23 protein-coding genes and 2 tRNA genes are annotated in these 23,179 nt (G+C 68.1%); 9 read left to right on the top strand and 16 right to left on the bottom strand.

Annotated features, from left to right (window positions below):
• Positions 1 to 34: 34 nt before the first annotated feature.
• A complete protein-coding gene (locus WA670_RS04215) occupies positions 35 to 865 on the bottom strand; it encodes an LLM class flavin-dependent oxidoreductase (RefSeq protein ID WP_336156958.1) in 831 nt (276 codons plus the stop codon).
• Between the two features lie 55 nt (positions 866 to 920).
• Here WA670_RS04215 and WA670_RS04210 point away from each other — a divergent pair, with 55 nt between their 5' ends.
• Both WA670_RS04210 and WA670_RS04205 read left to right on the top strand, forming a co-directional pair.
• Positions 921 to 1,394 (top strand): MarR family winged helix-turn-helix transcriptional regulator, encoded by a 474-nt coding sequence (locus WA670_RS04210; RefSeq protein ID WP_336156957.1) that lies wholly within the window; start codon positions 921 to 923, stop codon positions 1,392 to 1,394.
• A 39-nt stretch (positions 1,395 to 1,433) separates the two neighbouring features.
• The gene (locus WA670_RS04205) at positions 1,434 to 2,492 is read left to right on the top strand and encodes an ankyrin repeat domain-containing protein (protein ID WP_336156956.1); all 1,059 of its coding nucleotides are present in this window, start codon (positions 1,434 to 1,436) and stop codon (positions 2,490 to 2,492) included.
• Here the strand turns inward: WA670_RS04205 and WA670_RS04200 are convergent.
• Positions 2,489 to 3,121: a TetR/AcrR family transcriptional regulator gene (locus tag WA670_RS04200; RefSeq protein WP_336156955.1), complete on the bottom strand. Its 633-nt coding sequence runs from the start codon at positions 3,119 to 3,121 to the stop codon at positions 2,489 to 2,491. The two genes, WA670_RS04205 and WA670_RS04200, sit on opposite strands and share 4 nt — an antisense overlap.
• A 72-nt stretch (positions 3,122 to 3,193) precedes the next feature.
• Between WA670_RS04200 and WA670_RS04195 the strand changes: the two genes are divergently transcribed.
• Positions 3,194 to 3,625: an ester cyclase gene (locus WA670_RS04195; protein WP_336156954.1), complete on the top strand. Its 432-nt coding sequence runs from the start codon at positions 3,194 to 3,196 to the stop codon at positions 3,623 to 3,625.
• A gap of 1 nt (position 3,626) precedes the next feature.
• Here WA670_RS04195 and WA670_RS04190 read toward each other — a convergent pair whose 3' ends face one another.
• Positions 3,627 to 4,274, bottom strand: a complete 648-nt coding sequence (locus WA670_RS04190) for a hypothetical protein (RefSeq protein WP_336156953.1) — start codon at positions 4,272 to 4,274, stop codon at positions 3,627 to 3,629.
• A gap of 516 nt (positions 4,275 to 4,790) precedes the next feature.
• On the opposite strand from WA670_RS04190, the gene WA670_RS04185 reads away from it, so the two are divergent.
• Positions 4,791 to 4,913: a hypothetical protein gene (locus WA670_RS04185; RefSeq protein ID WP_336156952.1), complete on the top strand. Its 123-nt coding sequence runs from the start codon at positions 4,791 to 4,793 to the stop codon at positions 4,911 to 4,913.
• Between the two features lie 43 nt (positions 4,914 to 4,956).
• Here the strand turns inward: WA670_RS04185 and WA670_RS04180 are convergent.
• From WA670_RS04180 to dnaA, 13 genes are all read right to left on the bottom strand, one after another.
• Positions 4,957 to 5,029, bottom strand: a tRNA-Ala gene (locus WA670_RS04180).
• 30 nt (positions 5,030 to 5,059) lie between these two features.
• Positions 5,060 to 5,230 carry a DLW-39 family protein gene (locus tag WA670_RS04175; RefSeq protein WP_020663676.1) on the bottom strand — a complete coding sequence of 57 codons (171 nt, stop codon included), beginning with the start codon at positions 5,228 to 5,230 and terminating at the stop codon, positions 5,060 to 5,062.
• Between the two features lie 160 nt (positions 5,231 to 5,390).
• Positions 5,391 to 6,161 (bottom strand): phosphotransferase, encoded by a 771-nt coding sequence (locus WA670_RS04170; RefSeq protein ID WP_134728047.1) that lies wholly within the window; start codon positions 6,159 to 6,161, stop codon positions 5,391 to 5,393.
• Positions 6,158 to 7,537 carry a hypothetical protein gene (locus tag WA670_RS04165; RefSeq protein WP_134728048.1) on the bottom strand — a complete coding sequence of 460 codons (1,380 nt, stop codon included), beginning with the start codon at positions 7,535 to 7,537 and terminating at the stop codon, positions 6,158 to 6,160. The genes WA670_RS04170 and WA670_RS04165 overlap by 4 nt, the downstream gene beginning before the upstream one ends.
• An 89-nt stretch (positions 7,538 to 7,626) precedes the next feature.
• A tRNA-Ile gene (locus WA670_RS04160) sits at positions 7,627 to 7,700 on the bottom strand.
• A gap of 50 nt (positions 7,701 to 7,750) precedes the next feature.
• Positions 7,751 to 8,401, bottom strand: coding sequence for a DUF3566 domain-containing protein (locus WA670_RS04155; RefSeq protein WP_037809154.1), 651 nt, complete (start codon positions 8,399 to 8,401; stop codon positions 7,751 to 7,753).
• Between the two features lie 35 nt (positions 8,402 to 8,436).
• Complete coding sequence (gene gyrA, locus WA670_RS04150) at positions 8,437 to 11,049, bottom strand: DNA gyrase subunit A (RefSeq protein ID WP_037809152.1); 2,613 nt, start codon at positions 11,047 to 11,049, stop codon at positions 8,437 to 8,439.
• 48 nt (positions 11,050 to 11,097) lie between these two features.
• Complete coding sequence (gene gyrB, locus WA670_RS04145) at positions 11,098 to 13,065, bottom strand: DNA topoisomerase (ATP-hydrolyzing) subunit B (protein ID WP_037809150.1); 1,968 nt, start codon at positions 13,063 to 13,065, stop codon at positions 11,098 to 11,100.
• A gap of 197 nt (positions 13,066 to 13,262) precedes the next feature.
• Complete coding sequence (locus WA670_RS04140; RefSeq protein ID WP_037809148.1) at positions 13,263 to 13,898, bottom strand: DciA family protein; 636 nt, start codon at positions 13,896 to 13,898, stop codon at positions 13,263 to 13,265.
• Positions 13,899 to 14,007: 109 nt separating this feature from the next.
• A complete protein-coding gene (recF, locus tag WA670_RS04135; RefSeq protein WP_037809147.1) occupies positions 14,008 to 15,162 on the bottom strand; it encodes a DNA replication/repair protein RecF in 1,155 nt (384 codons plus the stop codon).
• A gap of 18 nt (positions 15,163 to 15,180) precedes the next feature.
• Positions 15,181 to 16,071 carry a phosphogluconate dehydrogenase (NAD(+)-dependent, decarboxylating) gene (gene gnd, locus WA670_RS04130; protein WP_134664677.1) on the bottom strand — a complete coding sequence of 297 codons (891 nt, stop codon included), beginning with the start codon at positions 16,069 to 16,071 and terminating at the stop codon, positions 15,181 to 15,183.
• Positions 16,072 to 16,120: 49 nt separating this feature from the next.
• Entirely contained in the window at positions 16,121 to 17,254 is a 1,134-nt protein-coding gene (gene dnaN, locus WA670_RS04125; protein ID WP_037809143.1) for a DNA polymerase III subunit beta, read from the bottom strand.
• A 909-nt stretch (positions 17,255 to 18,163) separates the two neighbouring features.
• Positions 18,164 to 19,846, bottom strand: a complete 1,683-nt coding sequence (dnaA, locus tag WA670_RS04120) for a chromosomal replication initiator protein DnaA (protein ID WP_336156951.1) — start codon at positions 19,844 to 19,846, stop codon at positions 18,164 to 18,166.
• 600 nt (positions 19,847 to 20,446) lie between these two features.
• On the opposite strand from dnaA, the gene rpmH reads away from it, so the two are divergent.
• From rpmH to WA670_RS04095, 5 genes are read left to right on the top strand one after another with little or no spacing between them, the layout of a single operon-like run.
• The gene (rpmH, locus tag WA670_RS04115) at positions 20,447 to 20,590 is read left to right on the top strand and encodes a 50S ribosomal protein L34 (RefSeq protein WP_037363527.1); all 144 of its coding nucleotides are present in this window, start codon (positions 20,447 to 20,449) and stop codon (positions 20,588 to 20,590) included.
• Between the two features lie 22 nt (positions 20,591 to 20,612).
• Positions 20,613 to 21,044 (top strand): ribonuclease P protein component, encoded by a 432-nt coding sequence (rnpA, locus tag WA670_RS04110; protein ID WP_037809139.1) that lies wholly within the window; start codon positions 20,613 to 20,615, stop codon positions 21,042 to 21,044.
• A 6-nt stretch (positions 21,045 to 21,050) separates the two neighbouring features.
• A complete protein-coding gene (gene yidD, locus WA670_RS04105; RefSeq protein WP_037809137.1) occupies positions 21,051 to 21,377 on the top strand; it encodes a membrane protein insertion efficiency factor YidD in 327 nt (108 codons plus the stop codon).
• A 4-nt stretch (positions 21,378 to 21,381) separates the two neighbouring features.
• Entirely contained in the window at positions 21,382 to 22,539 is a 1,158-nt protein-coding gene (gene yidC / locus WA670_RS04100; protein WP_134728049.1) for a membrane protein insertase YidC, read from the top strand.
• Positions 22,540 to 22,567: 28 nt separating this feature from the next.
• Positions 22,568 to 23,107 (top strand): Jag family protein, encoded by a 540-nt coding sequence (locus WA670_RS04095; RefSeq protein ID WP_037809133.1) that lies wholly within the window; start codon positions 22,568 to 22,570, stop codon positions 23,105 to 23,107.
• The last annotated feature ends 72 nt before the right edge of the window (positions 23,108 to 23,179 follow it).

Here is a 23,179-nt window from a genome sequence, read left to right as displayed (position 1 = left end):
CCCCCGATAGCGAAGTCATCTTCCAGGACGATGCTCAGCTGACGACGTCCGCCAGCCGGGCGATTTCGTCGACGTCGTCAGTCGTCGGCACGAAGACCAACTCATCCGCGCCCAGCTCGGCGAAATCCGCGATGCATTTCTGGACCATCTCCGGAGACACACAGGGCACGACACTGTCCGCGACTTCCTTCGGAGCCAACCGATAGAAGTCCCGGACGTTCGCCAACCCGGCGTCGACGTCTCCCAAAACGAAGTACGCCAACGAAACCAGCCGCGGCTCCCCGGTCCGGCCGCCCTCGCGCCAAGCACGTTTCGCCGCTTCGAACCGAGGAGCGGTCGCCGCCACCGAGCCCGAACCGGCGATGTATCCGGTGCCCCACCGCACCATCCGCCGCAACGCCTGCTCGGTGTAGCCGCCGAACAACATCGGCACCTGCCGCGTCCCGCTCGGCACTGCCGCGTTCTTGCCGCCCCAGACTTCCCGGTAAGTCTCCAGGTCCGCATCAAATCGCGCGCCCCGGCCACGTGCGCCGAGGCCAGGCACCGTGAACTCCTCTTCCCGAAGCCCCACCCCGACCCCGAACGTCAGCCGATGCCCGGAAACCCCGTCGATGCTCGCGATTTCCTTGGCCAGCAACGCTCCGGGCCACGTCGGCGCGAGCAGCACGCCGCTCAGCAGACCGATCCGCGTCGTCGCCCCGGCTGCGGCGGCCAGCGAAACCGTATCGCTCACCCCCGGATACGCGTATCTGCCGATCGTCGCCAGCGAGGAAAACCCCGCCTCCTCCGCCCGCGCCGCCCACCGCGGCACGACCGCGGGGTCGACGTCGCGCACTTGATTCGGAAGCCCGATGCCGATTCGCACCCGATGATCCTCTCGAACTGTTGCCTGACCCGGCTCTCAATGACAGCATGCTGTCATGTCCGACAAGCTAGCGATACGACAGCATGCTGTCAAGAAGGCCTGCGACTCCTACAACGACCTGATGGACGAGGTCATCCGGCTCTCCGACGTCCTGGAAGCAGTCGGCAACGGCATCGCCCGCCCGACGGGGTTGAGCGTCGCGCGGTACCAGGTGCTGGCCGCGGTCGAGGCGGAAGCCGCCCCGGTCGTAACCATCGCCTCGCAGCTGGGCCACACAAGGCAAAGCGTCCAACGAGTCGCCGATCTGCTCGTCGACGACGGCCTCGCCTGCTACCGCCCGAACCCCGCGCACCAACGCGCCAAACTGCTCGAAGCGACTCCGTCCGGACACACGGCTTTGCACCGAATGCAAGCGGCGTACGAGGATCTGGCCCTCCGCACGACCGACGGCTTGGACCTGGAACGCCTCGAACTGGCCCGGCAGACACTCATCGAGCTGCGCCATCGTCTGCGATCCGAACTGACCTAAGCTGGTTTCGCCGGATGCCACGCCAAGGAGAAACCCTCGATGCGCAAGCGAAAAACGCTGCCGAAGAACTTCAGCGAACTGCTGTCCTCCGCATCGCTCGCAGAACTCCAGGCAGTGTTCCGGCGCACCGAGTTGGCCGCGCGCGGCGGCTACGGCAAGGAGACTGCGATTGGCTTTCTCGAGTGTCCCGACGAACTCATCGTCTGGCTAGTCGAGCAAGGCCTCGACATGGATACCGCCAACCAGTACGGCGAGACTCCACTGTGGACACGAGCCGCGAGAGGCGCGGCTGCGCAAATCCCGCTGCTGCTTTCGCTCGGCGCGGACATCGAACGGCCACGCGCGCACAGCGGTACTCCATTGCACGGTGCGGCCGGCAGGCAAAGACCGGAGACCGCACGAGTCCTGATCGAGCACGGCGCGAATGTGCACGCCACGATCGACGGCAAACCAGGCCGCACCCCGCTCCTGCACGGCTTGCGGCTCACCGAGAACATCGGGATCGCCGGGATGGCCGAAACTGCCGCGCTGCTCCTCGAAGCCGGCGCTCCCATACCGGACGAGGCGCGAGAGTTGGTCCGCCGGATCGGAGCCAAATTCGAGTTCCACCGCCCGAACTTCAGCCACGATCTCCTCGACGCGACCGACGCCGGACTGCACGAGCTGTACCGGTTGTTCGAGGTGAAACCGGTCCCGCCGCGGCTGATCCACGACGGAACCGCCCCGATCGAGGTGCCCGACGGGCCCTGGCAGAAGCAGCATGACCACCTGTGGGAGCTGCTCGTACCGCCCTCCGGCGCGGCGAAAACCGTGCAGGGAGAAGCGATCCGCCTCTCCGGCAAGGTTGCGCACGAGATCCTCGACAACGGCAGCATCAACTGGGACCGCTCGTTCCGCGCGATGGCCGACGCGCTCCCCGCTTGCTTCGCGTCGGGCACCCCGCTGCCCGAACTCCAGGAAGCGCAGAGCCTCGCCAAGCGCATCCGCTCCGGCAACGGAGCCGACGACGAACTGGCCCGGCTGTCCGAACTCGCCGTCGCGTGGGTTCGGCTCAACCCAACCCCGTTGCCGATGACCGCGCCGGACTACCACCGTTAATCGGACAGCACCGCGCCCAACTGGTTGGCCAGCCATCGTTCGAAGGCCGCCGATGTCCATCCGCAGCGCCGGACGAGCCGGTCGTACACCTCGGGCGCGGTGAGCGTCCAGACCGCGTCGACCGCCTCGTCGAATCTCTGCGGTGGCAGGAGCCCGCGTTCCGCGAGACCGCGCAGGCTATTCGTGTTGCCCTTTCTGCGTTCGGAGTCGATGGTCGCCACGAAGGCCTCGAGCACCTTGTCGCCGCCGGGACCGTGTTCGACCAGCACCCCGAGCAGCGGCCCGACCCGGTCGGAGATAGCGCGCACCCAAGCGGCGTACGCGGCCGCGTAGGACGGCACATCGGTCGCGTCGGCCACCCGGCGGAATTCGGGACGTTCGCTCATCGGCGTCTGATCCTCGTCGCCGGCGAGCATCACGTCATAGACCGCCTTGATGACCTCGGCCTTGCCGCCGACGGAGTTGTACACCGTCTGGGGGCTGACGCCCGCCGCCTCGGCGAGGCCGGTGATCGTCATGCCCGCGTAGCCACCACCGCCGAGGAGCAGCCCACGCGCCGTCCGCACGATGTGCGCGCGGGTGGCCTGGGCCTTCTCCTCACGCTGCGGGGCGCTGTATTGCCTTGCCACAGCCCTCTCAATCCGCTAGATTCTGATTCCACTGGATTTAGGTTCCAGTCAAGTTCGAAGAGGAGCTTAGCCGTGACCAACCCCGCACGCACCGCCGCCCTTGCCGTGTTCGACGCGATCAACACCGGAGAGCTTTCCGTCCTCGACGACCTGGTCACCCCGGACTTCGTCGACCACGGGTCCCCGTTCCCGCTGCCGCCCGGACCCGCGGGCTACCGGCAGATCCTCACCTTCGTGCACCACGTGCTGAACATCAGATACGCGATCGACGACATCTTCGACACTGACGACCGCGTCGTCGTCCGCGCGACCGCCACCGGAACCGGAGTGGACGCGGTGCACGGCGCGGGCGCCGCGGGCAAGCCGTACCAGATGCCCACGGTGCACATTTACCGCACCGAAGGCACTTTGCTCGCCGAACACTGGGGCGTCCGGGACGAACTCGGCGCCCGCATCCAGCTCGGCACGCTGCCCGCGCCCGACTTCGCTCCGCAAGACGCCTGAATCAGGCTGGCTCTTTCGCGGACAGTCCCAGCGAAAGACTGCGCACCATCCGATACCGCCGGAACCCGCCGCCGCGCACGCCCGGGAATTCCTGCACCTTCTGCCATTCGTCGGACACCCCGACCGTCCCCCGGCCGGACCGCGCCAACGCGTCGCGATGCGACTGTTCGTCGGTCCACTCCGCGTAGTTGAGCACTCGCGTCCCGTCGGTGCTGACATGGAAGTGCCCGGACAGCCCGCCCGGCGCGGGTTTCTCCTCACTGGCCAACGCGCCGAACACGGTGTCCACCCAACGCCGCTGGCGCTGCGCGTCCGCACCGTCGAACTCAACGCTCACCACGACAATGCACCCCGGAATGGTCGCGTTGTCCCGATTTCCGCTGCGATACAACCGATATTCGACTGGATCACTTCCGGAAACCCGTTGCACCAGACCGGGATCAGCTGCTCCCTCGGCCCACTGGGTATAGACCAGCGTGCCCTCGCCCTCGGTACTGGCCAAGGTATTGAACGAAACCAGCCCGGCCGGCCACGGCTCTTTCTCCAGCCGGGCAAGCACCTCCGCCGCCTCGACGGTCGTTTCGGCAACCAGCACAGCGTCGACGTCCGTGCGCACAAAGTCAGGGCGCGCAACGCGATTGACAGTCATGAGTGTCCTTCCAAGATCGATGACGACTCTTGAAGGATCGAACTTCAAGGGAAGTTGAAGTCAAGCCATCAACCACGACTCTCGTTACTCTGACGGCTACGAGGGCAGGGGCTCTTGATAGTTTCCAAGCACGCCATGATGGTGGGCTGTCTCGGGGTATCGGCACTGTTGGCAGCCGGATGCAGCACCGTAGTCGCGGGCTAAGCCCGCGGCGACCTGCAGATCTACGAGATCTACAAAGCCGAGGACTGGGGACTTTCGTTCACCAACGACACGGTTTCCGGCCGGGTCGAGGAACAATCCTCCGTACAGCCGTCCCAGCTGAGCGCCGATCCCGGCGAGCACGGCAAGGGACCTTGGCAGTGGAGCGGTTGCTTCCGCACGAACCACGGCAACTGCCACCCGCGTCGCCGGTCCGGGCGGTCAGCCCAAGGAAGCCACCTCGAACAGGAAGGTGGGCGACGGCGAGATCAGCTGAATTCCGATGCCCCGGGTCACGAGGATCTGTCGTTCAAAGTGGGCCGCCGCGTGGTCACGAACTCGACTTTCCGCAGCGAGGACTACCAGGAGCCGACGCTCAACCAGGTGTTCGGCGAGGCTATTTTCAAGATCATCGACCGGTTGAAGCAGAGCCCCTGACGCACAAATCCCCGTCCAGCTTCGGCCGAACGGGGAGTGCGGGTGGACCTGAGGGGAATCGAACCCCTGACCCCCGCCTTGCAAAGGCGGTGCTCTACCAATTGAGCTACAGGCCCGGTGCGGACCGGGGTCCGCTAAGTACTACGTCAGTTGCGCGACGCGTCCGCGGCCTTGGCCGGCGCGCTGCCGTTCGCCGACGGGGCGGCAGGCGTGGTGGCTTCCCGCCACAGGTCAGCCTCGGCCTTGGCCGCCTTGTTGCGCTTGACGACGAACAGGACGCCGCCCGCGACGACCGCGAGTGCCAACAGCTTCTTCACCTGAAGCCCCCTTCTGAGTGCTTGCGCTACCCCACGATGCTACCGGACCCGCCGCGCGTCCCGTCCAGCGGTTCCGTCTCGCTCGTTCCACGTGGAACACCGGGGAATATCCGGAGTGAGCGGTCCGTTGAAACAGGCGGTCCCAGCGGCCACGCACAACTCAGCCCTGCCGGTCCTTCTCTTCCCGGCAGGGCTGACTCGTCTCCGCGAGCCGCGCGCGGGTGCCGGCGAGGCCCGATTCGACCAGGTCAGGCCGGTCGTTCTCCAGCCCGTACGTCACCTCGTACCACGGCCCCAGCCGGTTCCACGCCCCAGCGCGCCGGCGCAGTACCGGCGTGACCTCGTACTCCGCGGAGAACCCCGCGACGCACTCCGCCGAGGTCCCGTGCAGCAGCCACGCCAGGTCCCGCGCGGGGTCGCCGACAGACACGTCGGTCCAGTCGATCACCCCGCTCACCCGGCCGTCCCGCTTCAGCACATGCTCCGGTCCCAGGTCGGCATGGATGACCGTGGCTGCTGGATAACCCCGGACTTCCGCCAGCAGCGCCCACCCGCGATCAGCGAGCGGACCGAGCAACGGCGGGACCGCGTCCAGTGCCAGTACTTCCGTCGCGGCACCGAGTTCACGCGCCTTGGCGACGTCCGCACTGTGCAACGCGCGGAGGAACCGGCCGAGTACGCGACCGTCGTCGGCGGTCAGTTCGCCCGGCTCGCCCGGCACCAGTTCATGCCGGATCACCAACGGATTTTCCCGCCACACCAACGGAATCGGCACCGCTAACGGCAACTGCGGAGCCAGCCAGGGCAGCACCCGCGTCTCGCGCAGCAGCCACGCGCGCACCTCGTCCCGTTTGGGCCGTCGCTCGACCCACCGTCCGTCGACGAGCGTCGCGACGCTGTCCCAGCCCTCGCCCAGTTCCTCGCCGCTCACCGCGGAAGCCCAGCCGCGAACGTGATCCCCGAAACCTGATCAAGGCCAAGGGAAAGCGTGCCGAGCAGGTCCGCGATCCGTTGCTGCTGCGCGACAGTCGGCCGAACATACATCGGCAGCTCCAGCCGATCCCGGAACGCTCCGGACTCCAGGTCGACGATCACCGCCTCCCAACCGCCGAGACTGCGGTGCAGCCACCATCCCCGACGCTGAATCACGACATCCGCGGAATCCTTCAGCACACCCAAATCCGCCAACGACCACAATTGCGGACTGCCGCTCAGCACGTCTCCCGCCAACCGGGCCACCCGGGAGTCCTCCCCGGTCATTTCCCGCAGCAGCCAAGGCACGTCCGCTGCGTCAACTTTGCCGCGCAGCAACGACAACCCGGTTTTCTTCAACGCCAAATCCGCGCTCTGCGCGAGTTCGACAACCTCCGCCCGGTCAAACTCAGCCCCGGTTTCCGCGAGCCCGGCGTACGCACGAGCCCGCACCGTCGGCTTGGCAGCAGAACGCGCGACCGCGGCATAAACCTCGCCCGCATCCCGGCCCATTTCCTGCCAGCGCAACCGCGCCCACAACCGCACCAGCACCGACCGGTCGAGCAGAAGTTGTTCCACCGCAACGGGATCGAGCTGCGCCGCGGTCAGCTTCACCAACCCCAGCACCCGGCTTTCCGCGGACCGTCCGCGAAGCAACGTCTCGGCGATGACCTCCGGCGTCGCCGTCTCGGCAATCACCTGGATCAACTTCCGACGAACGCCCTGGTCCCGTTCCCGAGGAAGCAACCGGACCGCGTCCACCGAGCCGAGCAATCCCGTCTCGAAACTGTGCCGGAACGCGCTCCGCCGCACATCGACGTCCCCGGAACCTCGCAAGCACGCCCACACCGACGCCTCGCCATGCGCGTCGACCAGCGCACGCAGATAGCGCGCCTGCACCTGCGAACCCCGACCGCGCTGCGAAATCCGCTGCACCACCGGCACGATCCGCTCCGCTTGCGCCAACGTCGTACGCCGCAGCACCTCTTCCTCGGCCAACTCGCGGACCACCTCGACGTGATCGGCAACCCGGATCGCCAACGCCCGATCGCTCAACGCACCAGCCAACCCGCACAACACGCGAACGGCCTGTTCGCGAAGACGGCCGTCGGGATGCATCGAAGCCAGCGCCGCGACAACCGGTGAGGCGTTCTTCAGCTGCCAACTGCGCGCCCGTCCCAGCAGCGGCACCGGATAACGAGCTTGGCGGGCGTAGTGGTCGATCCGCAGCAGCTCGCGCGCGGTCGCCGACGCGAGCCATGCCTCGGTTTCGGCCAGACCAGACTGATCACGGCCGAGGCTCAGCTGCGCACGGATCTGCGCGGGAGTCTGCATGCCGCTGATTCTGGCGAGAACCCCGCCGCGCAGTCATCCGAAATACCAGAAAGGCCGGTCCGCGACTGCGAACCGGCCTTCCGGAAATGTGGGCCCAGGAGGACTTGAACCTCCGACCTCTTCGTTATCAGCGAAGCGCTCTAACCGCCTGAGCTATGGGCCCGTCGAACGAGGAGAACTCTACCGGACTCCCCATCCGCCCTTGCAACCGGGTTACTCTCGCTCCGAGAGCGTGACCTCCAGGCCGCCCGCCAGGTCCGCCGACACGTTGTAAATGAAGGCGCTCACCGTGGCCAGCGCGGACACCAGCACGATGTTGATCGCCCCGAGGATAGCCGCGATGCCGAACACGCGACCGGCGCTGATCAGCGGTTCCGCGGACGCGTTCGCGCCCTCGCCGCCGACCAGGGACGAGTACGTGCCGTTCAGCTTGTCCCACACGCCCATGCCGTCGAGCACCGTGTAGAGCACGCCGACCGCGACCAGCCAGACGAAGAACATCGCGACGCCGAGCACCAGTGCCAGCTTCAGCACCGACCACGGGTCGAACCGCTTGATCTGCAGGCTCGCCCGCCGCGGGCCCCGGCCGGGGCGGCGCAGCGCGCTCGGCGTCGGCCGGGTGCGGCCCGCGGCCGGCACGTCGGCCGCCGGCGGTGGTGCCTCGCCTCCGAAGAGCCGGGGCGCCGCCGAGCCGGTCACCGGGTAGTCGTTCTCGGGCGCGGCCGGTTCGGGAGCCGCGGTGGGCACGTCCTCGGTCGCGATCCGCGCCGTGGCCATGGCCTCGGAGTCGCCGCCGCCGTCCTTGGCGGTGCGCTGCCAGGGCGGGTTGGCCGACGCGTCGTCGGCCTTGTCGGATGGTGCCACGTTGAGTCAGTCCTTACCCGTGCGTGGGGCGCCGATCACTGCTCCGGCGCCGTGCCGTCTTCTGCTGTGGGCTCCTCTGGCGTAGCCTCCGCCGCGTCCTCCGAAACCGTCTCGGAGGCCGAGTCTTCCGGAGTCCCCGAAATCTCGGGGGCTTCCTCGGCGGAGTCCTCGCCACCATTGGCGACGTCCGAACCCTCGTCCGCGTTGCGTGCGACCGCGAGAAGAGTGGTTCCGTCACCCAGGTTCATCAGCCGAACGCCCTTGGTCTGCCTGCCCGCCTTGCGCACGTCCCGCGCCGGTGTGCGGATGACCCCGCCGCTGGACGTGATGGCGAACAGCTCGTCGTCCTCGTCGACGATGAGTGCCCCCACCAGCCTGCCACGTTTGCTGTCGTGCTGAATGGTGAGCACGCCCTTGCCGCCGCGGCCCTGTACCGGATAGTCCTCGATCGGCGTCCGCTTCGCATACGCGCCGTCCGTGGCGACCAGCAGGAACTTGTCCGGTTTGACCACGCTGATGCCGAGCAGTTCGTCACCCTCGTTGAACCGCATGCCCAGCACGCCCGAGGTCGGCCGTCCCATCGGGCGCAGCGCCTCGTCGGTGGCGTGGAAGCGGATCGACTGGCCGCCCGCCGACACCAGCAGCAGGTCGTCCTCGGCCGCCGCGAGCACCGCACCCATCAGCTCGTCGCCCTCGCGCAGGTTGATCGCGATGAGCCCGCCCGCGCGGTTGGAGTCGAAGTCGGTGAGCTTCGTCTTCTTCACCAGGCCGCGCTGCGTGGCGAGCACCAGGTACGGCGCGACCTCGTAGTTCGGGATCTCGATGACCTGGGCGATCTGCTCGTCCGGCTGGAACGCGAGCAGGTTCGCCACGTGCTGGCCGCGCGCGTTGCGGTTGGCCTCGGGCAGGTCGTAGGCCTTCGCCCGGTACACCCGGCCCTTGTTCGTGAAGAACAGGATCCAGTCGTGCGTGGAGCACACGAAGAAGTGCTGGACGATGTCGTCCTGCTTCAGCGTCGCGCCCTGCACGCCCTTGCCGCCGCGCTTCTGCGACCGGTACAGATCGGTTTTCGTCCGCTTGGCGTAGCCCGTGCGGGTGATGGTGACGACGACGTCTTCCTGCGCGATCAGGTCCTCGACCGACACGTCGCCGTCGAACGGGATGATCTGCGTGCGCCGGTCGTCGCCGTACTTGTCGACGATCTCCATCAGCTCGTCGCGGATGATCGACCGCTGCCGCTCCGGCTTCGCGAGGATGTCCTTGAGGTCGGCGATCTCCAGCTCGATCTCGGCCAGGGTGTCGATGATCCGCTGCCGCTCCAGCGCGGCCAGCCTGCGCAGCTGCATGTCCAGGATCGCGGTCGCCTGGATCTCGTCGATCTCGAGCAGCGACATCAGGCCCGGCCGGGCCTCGTCGGCCGAGGGCGACCGCCGGATCAGGGCGATCACCTCGTCCAGCATGTCGAGCGCCTTGACCAGACCGCGCAGGATGTGGGCCCGTTCCTCGGCCTTGCGCAGCCGGTACCGGGTCCGCCGCACGATCACGTCGACCTGGTGCTTCACGTAGTGCCGGATGATCTGGTCGAGCCGCAGCGTGCGCGGCACGTCGTCGACCAGCGCCAGCATGTTCACGCCGAAGTTCTGCTGCAGCTGGGTGTGCTTGAACAGGTTGTTCAGCACGACCTTCGCCACCGCGTCGCGCTTGATCGTGATGACGATCCGCATGCCGGAACGGCTGTTGGACTCGTCCGCGATGTCCGCGATGCCGGTGATCTTGCCGTCGCGCACCAGGTGGGCGATGTTCTCCACCAGGTTGTCCGGGTTCACCTGGTAGGGCAGCTCGGACACGACCAGGATGGTGCGGCCCTTCGCGTCCTCCTCGACCTCGACGACCGCGCGCATCCGGATCGAACCGCGACCGGTGCGGTAGGCGTCCTCGATCCCGGAGGTGCCGAGGATCATCGCCTTGGTCGGGAAGTCCGGGCCCTTGATCCGCACGAGCAGCGCGGCCAGCAGTTCGTCGTCGGTCGCTTCCGGGTTCTCCAGCGCCCACACGACGCCTTCGGACACCTCGCGCAGGTTGTGCGGCGGGATGTTCGTCGCCATCCCGACCGCGATCCCGGAACCGCCGTTGACCAGCAGGTTCGGGAACCGCGACGGCAAAACGTCGGGCTCCTGGGTGCGCCCGTCGTAGTTGTCGCGGAAATCGACGGTGTCCTCTTCGATGTCCGCGAGCATCTGCATCGCGAGCGGCGCGAGCCGGGACTCGGTGTACCGCATCGCGGCCGCGGGGTCGTTGCCCGACGAGCCGAAGTTGCCCTGGCCGTCGATCAAGGGGTAGCGCAGCGACCACGGCTGGGCGAGCCGCACGAGCGCGTCGTAGATCGCCGAGTCGCCGTGCGGGTGGTAGTTGCCCATGACGTCGCCGACGACGCGGGAGCACTTGTTGTACCCGCGGTCCGGGCGGAACCCGGAGTCGAACATCGAGTACAGGATCCGGCGCGCCACCGGCTTGAGGCCGTCGCGCACGTCCGGCAGCGCCCGCGACACGATGACGCTCATCGCGTAGTCGATGTAGGAGCGCTGCATCTCCTGCTGGATGTCGACCGGCTCGATCCGGTCGTGTTCCGGCGGCAAGGTTTCCGTCATGGGGTCCTTCTTGTGAGCAGTCCTGGGAAGCGGGTGAGAAGGGGACGCCTACACGTCCAGGAAGCGCACGTCCTTGGCGTTGCGCGTGATGAACGAACGGCGGGCTTCCACGTCCTCGCCCATCAGCACGGAGAACAGTTCGTCGGCCTGTGCGGCGTCGTCGAGGGTGACCTGCCCGAGCAGCCGGTTCGCCGGGTCCATCGTGGTCTCCCACAGCTCCTCGGCGTTCATCTCGCCGAGACCCTTGTACCGCTGGATCGCGTCGTCCTTCGGAAGACGGCGGCCCGCCTCGACGCCGGCCTGGATGACCGCGTCGCGTTCCTTGTCCGAGTACGCGTACTCCGGCTCCGACCGCGGCCACTTGATCTTGTACAGCGGCGGCCGCGACAGGAACACGTGGCCGTGCTCGATCAGCGGCGTCATGAACCGGAACAGCAGGGTGAGCAGCAGCGTGGTGATGTGCTGGCCGTCGACGTCGGCGTCGGCCATCAGCACGATCTTGTGGTACCGCAGCTTCGAGATGTCGAAATCGTCGTGGATGCCGGTGCCGAGCGCGGTGATCAGCGACTGGACCTCGGTGTTCTTGAGGACGCGGTCGATGCGGGCCTTCTCGACGTTGATGATCTTGCCCCGGATCGGCAGGATCGCCTGGTACATCGAGTCGCGGCCTTCCTTGGCCGAACCGCCGGCCGAGTCGCCCTCCACGATGTACAGCTCGCACTCGCCGGGGTCGTTCGAACGGCAGTCCTTGAGCTTGCCGGGAAGACCGCCGATCTCCAGCGCGCCCTTGCGCCGCACCAGGTCGCGCGCCTTGCGGGCGGCGAGCCGGGCCTGCGCCGACGAGATCGACTTGTTGATGATCGTCTTGGCTTCGCTCGGGTTGCGCTCGAACCAGTCGCCGAGCCATTCGTTCGACTGCTGCTGCACGAACGTCTTGGCTTCGCTGTTGCCCAGCTTGGTCTTGGTCTGGCCCTCGAACTGCGGTTCGGACAGCTTGATCGACACGATCGCGGCGAGCCCCTCGCGCACGTCGTCGCCGGTCAGGTTCGCGTCCTTCTCCTTGAGCAGCTTCTTGTCGCGCGCGTACGCGTTGACCACGCGGGTGAGCGCGGCGCGGAAGCCCTCTTCGTGCGTGCCGCCCTCGTGCGTGTTGATCGTGTTGGCGAAGGTGTACACCGACGGCGTGAACCCGGTGTTCCACTGCATCGCGACCTCGACCTCGAGGCCGGCGCCCTTGGCGTCGAAGGAGATGACGCTCTCGTGGATCGGGTCCTTGCTGCCGTTGATGTGCTTGACGAAGTCCTCGAGCCCGCCCGGGTAGCAGTAGACGACTTCCTTGACCCTGGCCTGCTTGCCCGCGGCGTCCTCTTCGGTCTCCTCGTCGGCGACGCGCTCGTCGCGCAGCGACAGGGTGAGGCCCTTGTTGAGGAACGCCATCTCCTGCAGGCGGCGCGAGATGGTCTCGAAGTTGTAGGTGGTGGTCTCGAAGATGCTGCCGTCGGCCCAGAAGGTGATGGTGGTGCCGGTGTCGCTGGCCGGGCCGAGGTCCTCGAGCGGACCGGGGACCTGGTTGGTGTACTCCTGGCGCCAGCTGCGGCCGTTCACCTTGATCTCGGCGAGCAGCTTCGTCGACAGCGCGTTCACCACGGAGACGCCGACGCCGTGCAGACCGCCGGACACCGCGTAGGAGTCGCTGTCGAACTTGCCGCCCGCGTGCAGGATGGTCAGCACGACCTCGAGGGTCGGCTTCTTCTCCTTGGGGTGCATGTCGACCGGGATGCCGCGGCCGTCGTCGACGACGCGCACCCCGCCGTCCGCGAGCAGGGTAACCTCGACCTTGGTGGCGTACCCCGCCATCGCCTCGTCCACGGAGTTGTCCACCACCTCCTGGACCAGGTGGTGGAGGCCGCGCTCACCGGTGGAACCGATGTACATGCCGGGGCGCTTGCGAACTGCTTCGAGGCCTTCGAGCACGGTGATGGACGACGCGTTGTACTCGCTCTTGTTCTCGGTCACCGGCGTTGTTTCTCCTCGTCTCGCCCGAGCGGACGCCCGCTACTACAACAGTGTACTTGCCCGCACGCGCTCACATGCGGCTAGGACACCCCTCAGCCGGTCGCAGAGGGACGAAATCACCCTCAGTTGAGTCATCTCGTATCCGAAGCTGCGCGGCCCGGTCCTCGGGGAACTCATCCGCCGGAGCGCAACCCCCGTCAGCCGTACGTGTCACGCGGCCCGCGACCAGGCACGTGCCGGGGCCCTTTCCGCCAGCTCGGAGCGGTCGGACCCTGGATCCGCATCCGCTTGACCACGCCGTTCCCGACGCCCGCGGCGATCTTCGCCAGCAATTTGCCCTGCAGCAACCGCAACTGCGTCGCCCACGCGGTGGAACTCGCGCGAACGGTCAGCTCGCCGTCTTTCAGCGCGACCGGCTGGGCGTGTTCGGCGACGTCCTCGCCCACGAGCCGGGCCCACTGCCCGAACACGCGCGCGTTCGTCATCGTGTCCTGCCAGCCGCTGTCGGAGATCAGCCGCGAGACGAGCCTGCCGAGCGGCTGCGGGTCGCGCGGATCCGCGCCGGGACCGGACCAGCGCCGCCGCGCCCGGTTCTGCCCGCCGCCCCCGTTGATCCGGCCGCGCCGGAGGTTCGGCGGGGCTCCGCGTTCGCGGGCTTTCGCCTTCGCCGCTTCGAGCGCGGCGTGCGCGAGGTCGCGGCCGCTCGGTTTGTCCCCAGCGGCCGTCTCGTTCGGCCCAGTGGAACTGTCACGCTCAGTCGCGCCACGCGCGGGATTTCCGGAAGTGTCGCCCGCTGCCGGGGTGTCAAGACCGCCATCCGGCCGGTTCGTCACTCGCGGCGATAACGCGGCTCCGGGTTTATCCACACTGTCCACAGGTTTGTCCCCAGATCGGTGGGCAACCCGCGTGACCCCGGTCACCCCGCGTGGTCGTCGTGGCTGTTCAGGCACGGTTCACCTCCCCGTCGGCCACCGTGAACCTCGCACCGGCGAGCTCCTCGGGCACGTCCTCGGCCACCGCCGCGGTGATGAGCACCTGCTCGGCGCTCGCGGAGACCTCGGCCAGCCGCGCCCGGCGCTTGCGGTCGAGTTCGGCAAACACATCGTCCAGCAACAAGACCGGTTCGCCCGCTTCGGCGCGCAGAAGTTCGTAACTTCCGAGCCGCAACGCGAGCGCGAACGACCACGACTCGCCGTGGCTCGCGTACCCCTTCGCCGGCGCTTCGCCGAGAATCAGCTCCAGTTCGTCCCGATGCGGGCCGACCAGGCTGATCCCTCGCTCCAGCTCCTGCCGACGCGTGTCCGCCAGCGCCTTCAGCAACAACTCGCGCAGTACCTCTGCCTCGGCACGCTCTCCGCCAGGCACTCCGTACGACGGCGGAAGCGCTTCGCCGAGCGAAGACTTGTACGCGATCTTCGCCGGGCGAGAGTCGGGCGCGACCCCCATATAGGCGTCGGCCGTGTACGGCGCGAGGTCCGCGATGAGGTTCAGCCGTGCCGCCAGCAGCTGCGCGCCAGCCACTGAAAGATGGTCGTCCCAGACGTCGAGCGTCGACAGCGCGTACGGGTCTTCGCGACCAGTACGGCGTTTGCCCGCGGTCTTGAGAAGCGCGTTGCGCTGCTTAAGCACCTTCTCGTAGTCCGCGCGCACGCCTGCGTACCGAGGCGCGCGAAGCACGAGCAGTTCGTCCATGAACCGACGGCGTTCGCTCGGATCGCCGCGCACCAGCGAGAGGTCCTCCGGAGAGAACAGCACCGTACGTAGAATGCCGAGCACGTCGCGCGGCTTGCCGACCGCGCCACGGTTCACCCGCGCGCGGTTGGCGCGGCCGGGCGTGATCTCGAGTTCGACCGTCAGCTCGCGGTCTTCGTTGACGACCGCGACCCGGACGAGCGCGCGCTCACAGCCGTGCCGGACGAGCGGGGCGTCCGTGGCGACCCGGTGCGAACCGAGGGTCGCCACGTAGCCGATCGCTTCGAGCAGGTTCGTCTTCCCCCGGCCGTTCTGGCCGACGAGCACGACCGGCCCCGGTTCGAGGGCGAGGTCGGCCAGCGGCCAGGACCGGAAGTCGGTGACCTGGAGATGTCGCAGATACACGGGCGGGGACCGCGGGAGCTAGCTCCCGGCCTTCTTCACAGCGTGGCCGCCGAACTGGTTGCGCAGCGCGGCGACGGCACGCATCGCGGCGGAGTCCTTCTGCCGGGAGGAGAACCGGGCGAACAGCGCGGCCGACAGCACCGGGGCGGGCACCGCGTTGTTGACCGCTTCCTCCAGCGTCCAGCGGCCTTCGCCGGAGTCCTCGACGTAGCCTTCGAGGTCGTCCAGCTCCGGGTCCTCGTCCAGCGCGCGCACCAGCAGGTCGAGCAGCCAGGAGCGGACCACGGTGCCGCGCTGCCAGCCCTTGATCACGGCGGGCACGTCGTCGACCGTCTTCGCGGCTTCGAGCAGCTCGAAGCCCTCGGCGTAGGCCTGCATGATGCCGTACTCGATGCCGTTGTGGATCATCTTCGCGTAGTGCCCGGCGCCGACCGAGCCGGCGTGCGAGAAGCCTTCCTCGCGCGGGCCCTCCGGACGGAGCGCGTCGAAGATCGGCATCGCGCGCTGGACGTCCGACGCCGCGCCGCCGACCATCAGGCCGTAGCCGTTGTCCTTGCCCCACACGCCGCCGGAGACGCCGCAGTCGAGGTAGCCGACGCCGTGCGCGGCGAGCAGATCAGCGTTCAGCTTGTCGTCGGTGAACTTCGAGTTCCCGCCGTCGATCACCAGGTCGCCCTCGGACAGCAGCTGCCCGAGTTCGGTCACGGTCTGCCGGGTCGGCTCGCCCGCCGGGACCATGATCCACACGATCCGCGGACCGGACAGCTTGGACACCAGGTCTTCGAGCGACGTCGAGTCGCTGACGTCCTGGTTGCGGTCGTAGCCGACCACCTCGTGCCCGGCGGCGCGCAGCCGCTCGCGCATGTTGAAGCCCATCTTGCCCAGGCCGACGAGACCCAGCTGAACCATGAGATCCCCTTTGGATTGGATCGGTTTTCCTCGGTTGGACGCGCGCCGCTCAGCCCGGCAGCCGGACCGGCATGAGCAGGTAGAGATACCCGGGGACGACGTTGCCCTCGGCGTCGGCTGGCTTGATCAGCGCCGGGCGGTTGGGCGTGGTGAACGTCAGCTCGGCCCGGTCGCTGTGCAGCGCGCCGAGGCCGTCGACGAGGTAGCCGGGGTTGAACGCGATGGTGACCGGCTCGCCCTCGTAGTCGACCTGGAGTTCTTCCTCGGCGCTGCCCTCGTCGTCGCCGCCCGCGGACAGCCGCAGGGAGCCGTCGCCGAATTCGAGCCGCACCTGGGTGCCGCGCTCGGCGACCAGCGACACGCGCTTGATCGACTCGGTGAGCGCGCTGACCTCGATGACCGCGCGCGAGGTGTGGTTCGCGGGCAGCAGCTGGCGGTACGGCGGGAACTCGGCGTCGAGCAGCCGGGTGGTCGTGTAGCGGCCGGCCCCGGACAGGCCGAGCAGGCCGTCGCCGGAAGCGAGCGCGAGCTGCACGGTGGTGCCCGCGCCGCCGAGCGTCTTGGCCGCCTCGGCGAGCGTGCGCGCCGGGACGAGCACCGCGGCGTCGGACAGGCCCTCGGCGGGCTTCCAGGTGAACTCGCGCATGGCGAGCCGGAACCGGTCGGTGGCGACGAGGGTGAGCGTCTCGCCGGAGATCTCCAGCCGCATGCCGGTGAGCATGGGGAGGGTGTCGTCCTTGCCCGCCGCGGTGGCGACCTGGGTGACCGCCTGGCCGAAGACGTCGCCGGTGAGCTCGCCCGCGTGCGCGGGCTGGGACGGCAGCTGCGGGTAGTCCTCGACCGGCATGGTCGGGAGGCTGAACCGGGCGCTGCCGCACGTGATGGTGGCACGGGCGCCGTCGACGGAGATCTCCACCGGCTGCGCGGGGAGCGCCTTGGTGATGTCGGCGAGGAGGCGGCCGGAGACGAGCAGCCGTCCGCCGTCGGCGATGGTCGCGGGAACGCCGACCGTGGCCGAGACCTCGTAGTCGAAGCCGGAGACCGTGAGCGCGTCGGACTCCCCGTCCGCGCCCGCGTCGAGGAGAACACCGCCCAGCACCGGCACCGGAGGCCGGGAGGGGAGGCTTCTGGCCACCCACGCGACGGCGTCGGCGAGCCCGTCGCGCTCGACGCGGATCTTCATGCGCGCTTCCTTTCGACAGCCGAGCCCCTCGGCTCGTGAAGGGGTCGCCGGGCGCCAGTCGTGAGCACCGCGCGCGACCGGGTCCCCGCCGGTCCGGTCCGCCCCGCGCGGGAACGGACCAGCTGCAGACATCCACGTTAGGCCGTCGCCGGGGGTGCCGTCACCTCGGCCTCCCCTTCACTTTGTCGACAAGACGACACGAATCTCGGCTTGTCCCCAGTTTCGTCCTCCGCCTGTTTTTGTTCTGTTCTTTCCTAGAAGAGATGAAAAACCAGTAGCAGTAATAGGGGCTGTGGATTGTGTGGACAGCGCTCGTTCGCGCTGGTCGTGGCGTGCGTCGGCCTGTGGGCAGCCCTGGTGGCGGATCGGTGGATGGTTCGGGCGATCCGTGGATGGTTTCGAGCCGTCCCGGATTCATCCACAGTTGTCCCCAGTTATCCCCACAGTTGTCCCCAGGTTGGGACCGAGTTGTACCCAGGCTTTGGGGGCAGCCGAAGCGGCCGGGATCGCCCTGGTGAGTGACGACCCACAGTTGTGGATGACCTGTGGGCAACCTGGGGAATCCGCGTGGACAACCCTGGGGACAACCTGTGGATCCGGTGTGAACGGGATGTGGATCAAATCCGGATCGCCGCAGGTCTGGGATTCGTTGGCACTGTGGGCAAACTGCGCACACCCTGGGGAAAACCCCTTGTGTATCAATGAGTTTGGGAAATTCTCTGTACACAGGCTGTGGACGTCTGTGGATGCGTACGCGTGCTTCGCTCCGCTGCTGATCCGTACGCACGCTTCGGCTGCGTACGTGCGAGAAGCCAGTCATGGCAGCAAAAAGGGCACCACGGGGGTCCGTGGTGCCCTTGGCGTCGAAACCAGACTGTCTACAAGCGAGTGTCCAAACGCGGCAGTCGGCTACTGCCGAGCGCGCTGCTTGATGCGCGAGGTGAGCTCCTGCACCTGGTCGTAAATCCGCCGGCGCTCGGCCATCTCCTTGCGGATCTTCTTGTCCGCGTGCATGACGGTCGTGTGGTCGCGGCCGCCGAACGTCTGGCCGATCTTCGGCAGCGACATCTCGGTCAGCTCGCGGCAGAGGTACATCGCGATCTGCCGCGCCGTGGCGAGCGCCTTCGTCTTGCCGGGCCCGCACAGCTCGTCGAGCGTCACGTCGAAGAACTCGGCGGTGACGCCCATGATGGTCGGCGCGGTGATCTCCGGCGTGTGCGAATCCGGGATCAGATCGCGCAGCACGATCTCGGCGAGCCCGACTTCCACCGGCTGCTGGTTCAGCGACGCGAACGCGGTGACGCGGATCAGCGCGCCCTCCAGTTCGCGGATGTTCGCCTCGACCCGCGACGCGATGAACTCCAGCACCTCGCCGGGCACCGCGAGCCGGTCCTGCGCCGCCTTCTTGCGCAGGATCGCGATCCGGGTCTCCAGCTCAGGCGGCTGGATGTCGGTGATCAGGCCCCATTCGAACCGCGTCCGCAGCCGGTCCTCCAGGGTCTCCAGCCGCTTGGGCGGCCGGTCGGAGCTGACGACGATCTGCTTGTTCTGGTTGTGCAGCGTGTTGAAGGTGTGGAAGAACTCCTCCTGGGTGCCTTCCTTGCCCTCCAGGAACTGGATGTCGTCCACCAGCAGGATGTCGACGTCGCGGTAGCGGCGCTGAAACGCGACCTTGCGGTCGTCGCGCAGCGAGTTGATGAAGTCGTTCGTGAACTCTTCGGTCGAGACGTAGCGCACGCGCATGCCGGGGAACAGCCGCTGCGCGTAGTGCCCGACCGCGTGCAGCAGGTGCGTCTTGCCGAGCCCGGACTCGCCCCAGATGAACAGCGGGTTGTACGCGCGGGCGGGCGCCTCGGCGACGGCGACCGCGGCGGCGTGCGCGAAGCGGTTGGACGCGCCGATGACGAAGGTGTCGAAGTTGTACTTCTCGTTCAGCTTCGTCTTCGACGTCTGCGGCTGCGCGGGAGCGGTGTAGGGCTGGCCCGCGATCGGCTGCCCGGCGAACCGGGGCCAGATCTCGTTCGCGGTCGCCAGCGCTTCGCCCTCTTCGTCGACTTCTTCGTCCGGGTCCTCGAGGTCGTCGAGGACGGGGTGCAGCGGCTGCTGAGGAGGCGGTGGCGGCGGCGGGTCGACCCGCGCCGGCGGAAGACCGGCCGCTTCGACCTGAGGCCGGCGCGGCGGCGGTTTCGGCTTCGGGCGCTCCGGGCGCACGTGGTCGGCCTGGCCGTTCTCCAGGTGCGGGCTCGCCTGCGGCACCGGGTCCGGCCGCGGGACATCGTTTTCCACCCGGGCGGGTGACGCCGCATAGCGGGGGGCGGGCGCGACCGGTTCGGTGCTGTCGACCTTCACCGCGAGCGACACCGGACGGCCGAGCCGCCGGGACAGCGCTTCGGTGATGGAGGTGCGCAGCGCGCGTTCGATGGCTTCCTTCGCGAAATCGCTCGGCGCGGCGAGCAGCGCGGTGCCGTCGAGGAGACCGATCGGGCGGGTCACCCGCATCCAGGCTCGTTGCTGCGGGGAGAGGGTGCCGTCGGACAGCTCCCGCACCACCTGCTCCCAGATGACGCCCAGATTGTGCTGGTGCTCCGACACCGGTCTGACTCCCCTCCCCTCGTCGGCGCGCACGCCTGCGACCCGCCCCGAGCACGTCCTGGAAGCTCGCCTCGAGCACGCGGTCCGGACTCACCCGCGCGACGGCACAGCGATATCCACAAAGTTGTCCACAGCTGTGCACTAATGTACGGCCGTCCGCAGCCACGCGACCTGCGGGCTCGGCGTACTCCCCGGGCGCCTCCACACCCCCCGGCGTCGGCGAGGCCGAATCAGTCCTGCCCGGAGGCCGAGAGAGGCACGCTAACAAGCCCTGCTCGATGCCACAAGACGTGGTGCTGCGCAAGCATTTCACGGTGTACGGCGTGTTGCCATTCGGTGCCGCGCCGTGCCGGAAGGCAGTCTCGCCGGTCGGTCGCCGAGGGCGCCGGAGGGGCGCCTGCAGCGTTCACGACCGGGGTGCGTACCCTCGTAAGGTCTCCCGTATGCGACGGGTGCGTTTCGCGTGCCTACGTATGTCGTCGCTCGTCGTGACGAGGCCACCCGGTGGTAGGAGACAGCACGAACTTCCGTGCGACCCGCACGACACGCCGGGCGCCGGGGAATCCGCCGTCGCCCGACGGCCGAGACACAGGAGAAGCAGTGAGCAAGGGCAAGCGCACCTTCCAGCCGAACAACCGTCGTCGCGCGAAGACCCACGGTTTCCGCCTGCGCATGCGGACCCGTGCGGGCCGCGCGATCCTCGCGGCGCGCCGTCGCAAGGGCCGCGCCGAGCTGTCCGCCTGATCCGGCTCAGCCGGACCGCGTCGTGCTGCCCGCTGGCGCACGTCTGCGGCGGAGCGAGGACTTCCGGGTCGTCCTCCGCCGGGGGTCCCGAGCCGGCAGGCGCCGCCTCGTCGTCCACGCGTTGACCACGGACCCGTCCGTGGCCGCTTCGTTCGCGGCCAGGGCGGGTTTTGTGGTGAGCAAGGCCGTCGGGAACTCGGTGGTGCGCCACCGGGTGACCCGGCGGTTGCGGCACCTGGTTTCCGCGCGTCTCGGAACACTGCCCGCGGGCAGCTCGTTGGTGGTACGGGCATTGCCTCCGGCCGCGTCCGCGTCGAGCGCTGAGCTCGCCGCGGATCTCGACGCCGCACTGCGCCGGCTCGGCCTCGCGCCGTCCGGCCGCCCGGCCGGGGCCGATGCTCCCCGGCAGCCGCGCCAGCAGGGCACGGCACCCGACCACGGATCAGCGGTGTAAACGGCTATGGACGCCACCTCCGAACACAGCACCACCGAAGTACCCGAGGACGAGTCGCCGCCCCGGCCTGGACCGGTCGCGTGGGTGCTGCTCCTCCCCGTGCGGTTCTACCGCAAGGCGATTTCGCCCTTTCTTCCTCCGGCCTGCCGGTTCTACCCGAGCTGCAGCGCGTACGCAGTCGAAGCACTGACCCGCCACGGCGCGGCCAAGGGCTCCTACCTCGCGCTGCGCCGGCTGCTTCGCTGCGGCCCGTGGACCCCGCCCGGCCGCGACCCGGTGCCCGAGAAGTTCTCGTGGCGGCACCGCACGCCTGAAACACCGATCGAGGAGTAGCTCAGTGCTCGATTTCATCTACTACCCCGTGTCCTTCATCTTGTGGTGTTGGCACAAGGTCTTCGGGTTCGTCTTCGGGGAAGCGACCGCGATCTCGTGGATCCTCGGCATCATCTTCCTGACGTTCACCGTCCGCGGCATCATGTTCAAGCCGTTCGTGAACCAGGTCCGGTCGATGAAGAAGATGCAAGACTTCGCGCCGGAAATGAAGAAGATCCAGAAGAAGTACGCGAACGACCGGCAGCGCCAGGCGCAGGAGATGCAGAAGCTCCAGCGCGAGCACGGCGTCAACCCGCTCGGCAGCTGCCTTCCGATGATCCTTCAGATCCCGGTCTTCATCGGCCTGAACCACGTGCTGCGCGCGTTCACCATGAAGCCCGCCGACGGCAGCCCGAAGACCGAGAACTACTTCTTCAACGCCCATGACGTGAACTCCTACGTCAGCGCGAAGCTCTTCGGCGTCAACCTGGGCGAGGCGGTCAACAACGGCGTCGGCGCCGTCGCCGGGCACGTCGCGAACGGCGGGTGGCACTGGGAGGTCCTCCCGGTCGCGCTGCCGCTGATGATCATCGCCTCGATCGCCACGCACCTCACCGCGCGCCACTCGGTCTCCCGGCAGAACGCGTCGGCCGCGGGCACCGCGCAGACCGCGATCATGAACAAGCTCACCATGTACGTCTTCCCGCTCGGTGTGCTCGTCTTCGGTGCGTTCTTCCCGCTCGGCCTGCTCTTCTACTGGCTGGCGAACAACGGCTGGACGCTCATGCAGCAGCGCCTCGTCTACACGAAGATCGACAAGGAAGAGGAAGCCCGCAAGGCCGAGGCGGCCGAGAAGCGCGCGTCGCTCGGCCCGAAGCCGGGCCAGAAGCCGACCGCGCCGAAGGTCGGGCAGAAGCCGGTGCAGCAGAAGAAGAACCAGCAGCAGGGTCAGCAGGGCAAGGTGACCAAGGCGGGTTCGGCGCACGGCTTCGCGCAGACCTCGTCCTCCAGCGGCAAGTCCGGCGGTGTCGCTTCCTCGCAGAAGAAGGCAGCCGAGACGGCCGAGGCGGCGGAGAGCGCGCCGGAGCAGACGTCGACCCAGAACGGATCGAAGGAGAACGGCACCGGAGTGCCCGGGCTCCTCAAGGACTCGAACAGGAAGTCGGGCCGGAAGCGTCGCTGACGCTTCGGGTTCGGAGAGGAGACTGAAGATGTCGGAGACGGTCGACACGATCGACGCCGATCAGGAAGAGACGAGTGCGGCGGCCGAGCCGAAGGCGGGCGGTGACGACGCTCTCGTGCAAGAGGGCGACATCGCCGGCGACTATCTCGAGCGTCTGCTGGACCTGCTCGACTACGACGGCGACATCGACCTGGACGTCGAAGCGGGCCGCGCGATCGTGAGCATCGACGGCGGCGACGACCTCGAAAAGCTGGTCGGCCCCCGCGGCACGGTGCTCGAAGCGCTGCAGGAGCTGACCCGTCTCGCGGTCCAGCAGGAGACCGGCTCGCGCAGCCGGTTGATGCTGGACATCGCCGGCTGGCGCGCGGACCGCCGCGAGGAGCTCCGCGAGCTCGGCCGGTCCACCGCGGAGTCGGTGCTGTCGAGCGGCGAGCGGGTTCGCCTGCAGCCGATGAGCCCGTTCGAACGCAAGGTCGTCCACGACGCGGTCGCGACGGTCAAGGGCGTCACGAGCGAGAGCGAGGGCGAGGACCCGAAGCGGCGCGTGGTGATCTTCCCCGAGGACTGAGCCCTCGGAAGCACTGAGCGGAAGCGGCCCACCGGATTCACTCCGGTGGGCCGCTTCTTTTATGCCTGCCTT

It is taken from the genome of Amycolatopsis sp. VC5-11 (genome assembly GCF_037034185.1).
Taxonomy (GTDB): domain Bacteria; phylum Actinomycetota; class Actinomycetes; order Mycobacteriales; family Pseudonocardiaceae; genus Amycolatopsis; species Amycolatopsis nivea.
This window is presented reverse-complemented; position numbering and strand designations above follow the sequence as displayed.

Coding starts and splice junctions, on each gene's coding strand:
- WA670_RS04210 (WP_336156957.1), top strand. CDS start 921: ATGTCCGACAAGCTAGCGATACGACAGCATGCTGTCAAGAAGGCCTGC.
- WA670_RS04205 (WP_336156956.1), top strand. CDS start 1,434: ATGCGCAAGCGAAAAACGCTGCCGAAGAACTTCAGCGAACTGCTGTCC.
- WA670_RS04190 (WP_336156953.1), bottom strand. CDS start 4,274: ATGACTGTCAATCGCGTTGCGCGCCCTGACTTTGTGCGCACGGACGTC.
- WA670_RS04165 (WP_134728048.1), bottom strand. CDS start 7,537: ATGCAGACTCCCGCGCAGATCCGTGCGCAGCTGAGCCTCGGCCGTGAT.
- gyrA (WP_037809152.1), bottom strand. CDS start 11,049: ATGACGGAAACCTTGCCGCCGGAACACGACCGGATCGAGCCGGTCGAC.
- gnd (WP_134664677.1), bottom strand. CDS start 16,071: ATGGTTCAGCTGGGTCTCGTCGGCCTGGGCAAGATGGGCTTCAACATG.
- dnaN (WP_037809143.1), bottom strand. CDS start 17,254: ATGAAGATCCGCGTCGAGCGCGACGGGCTCGCCGACGCCGTCGCGTGG.
- yidD (WP_037809137.1), top strand. CDS start 21,051: ATGGACGCCACCTCCGAACACAGCACCACCGAAGTACCCGAGGACGAG.
- WA670_RS04095 (WP_037809133.1), top strand. CDS start 22,568: ATGTCGGAGACGGTCGACACGATCGACGCCGATCAGGAAGAGACGAGT.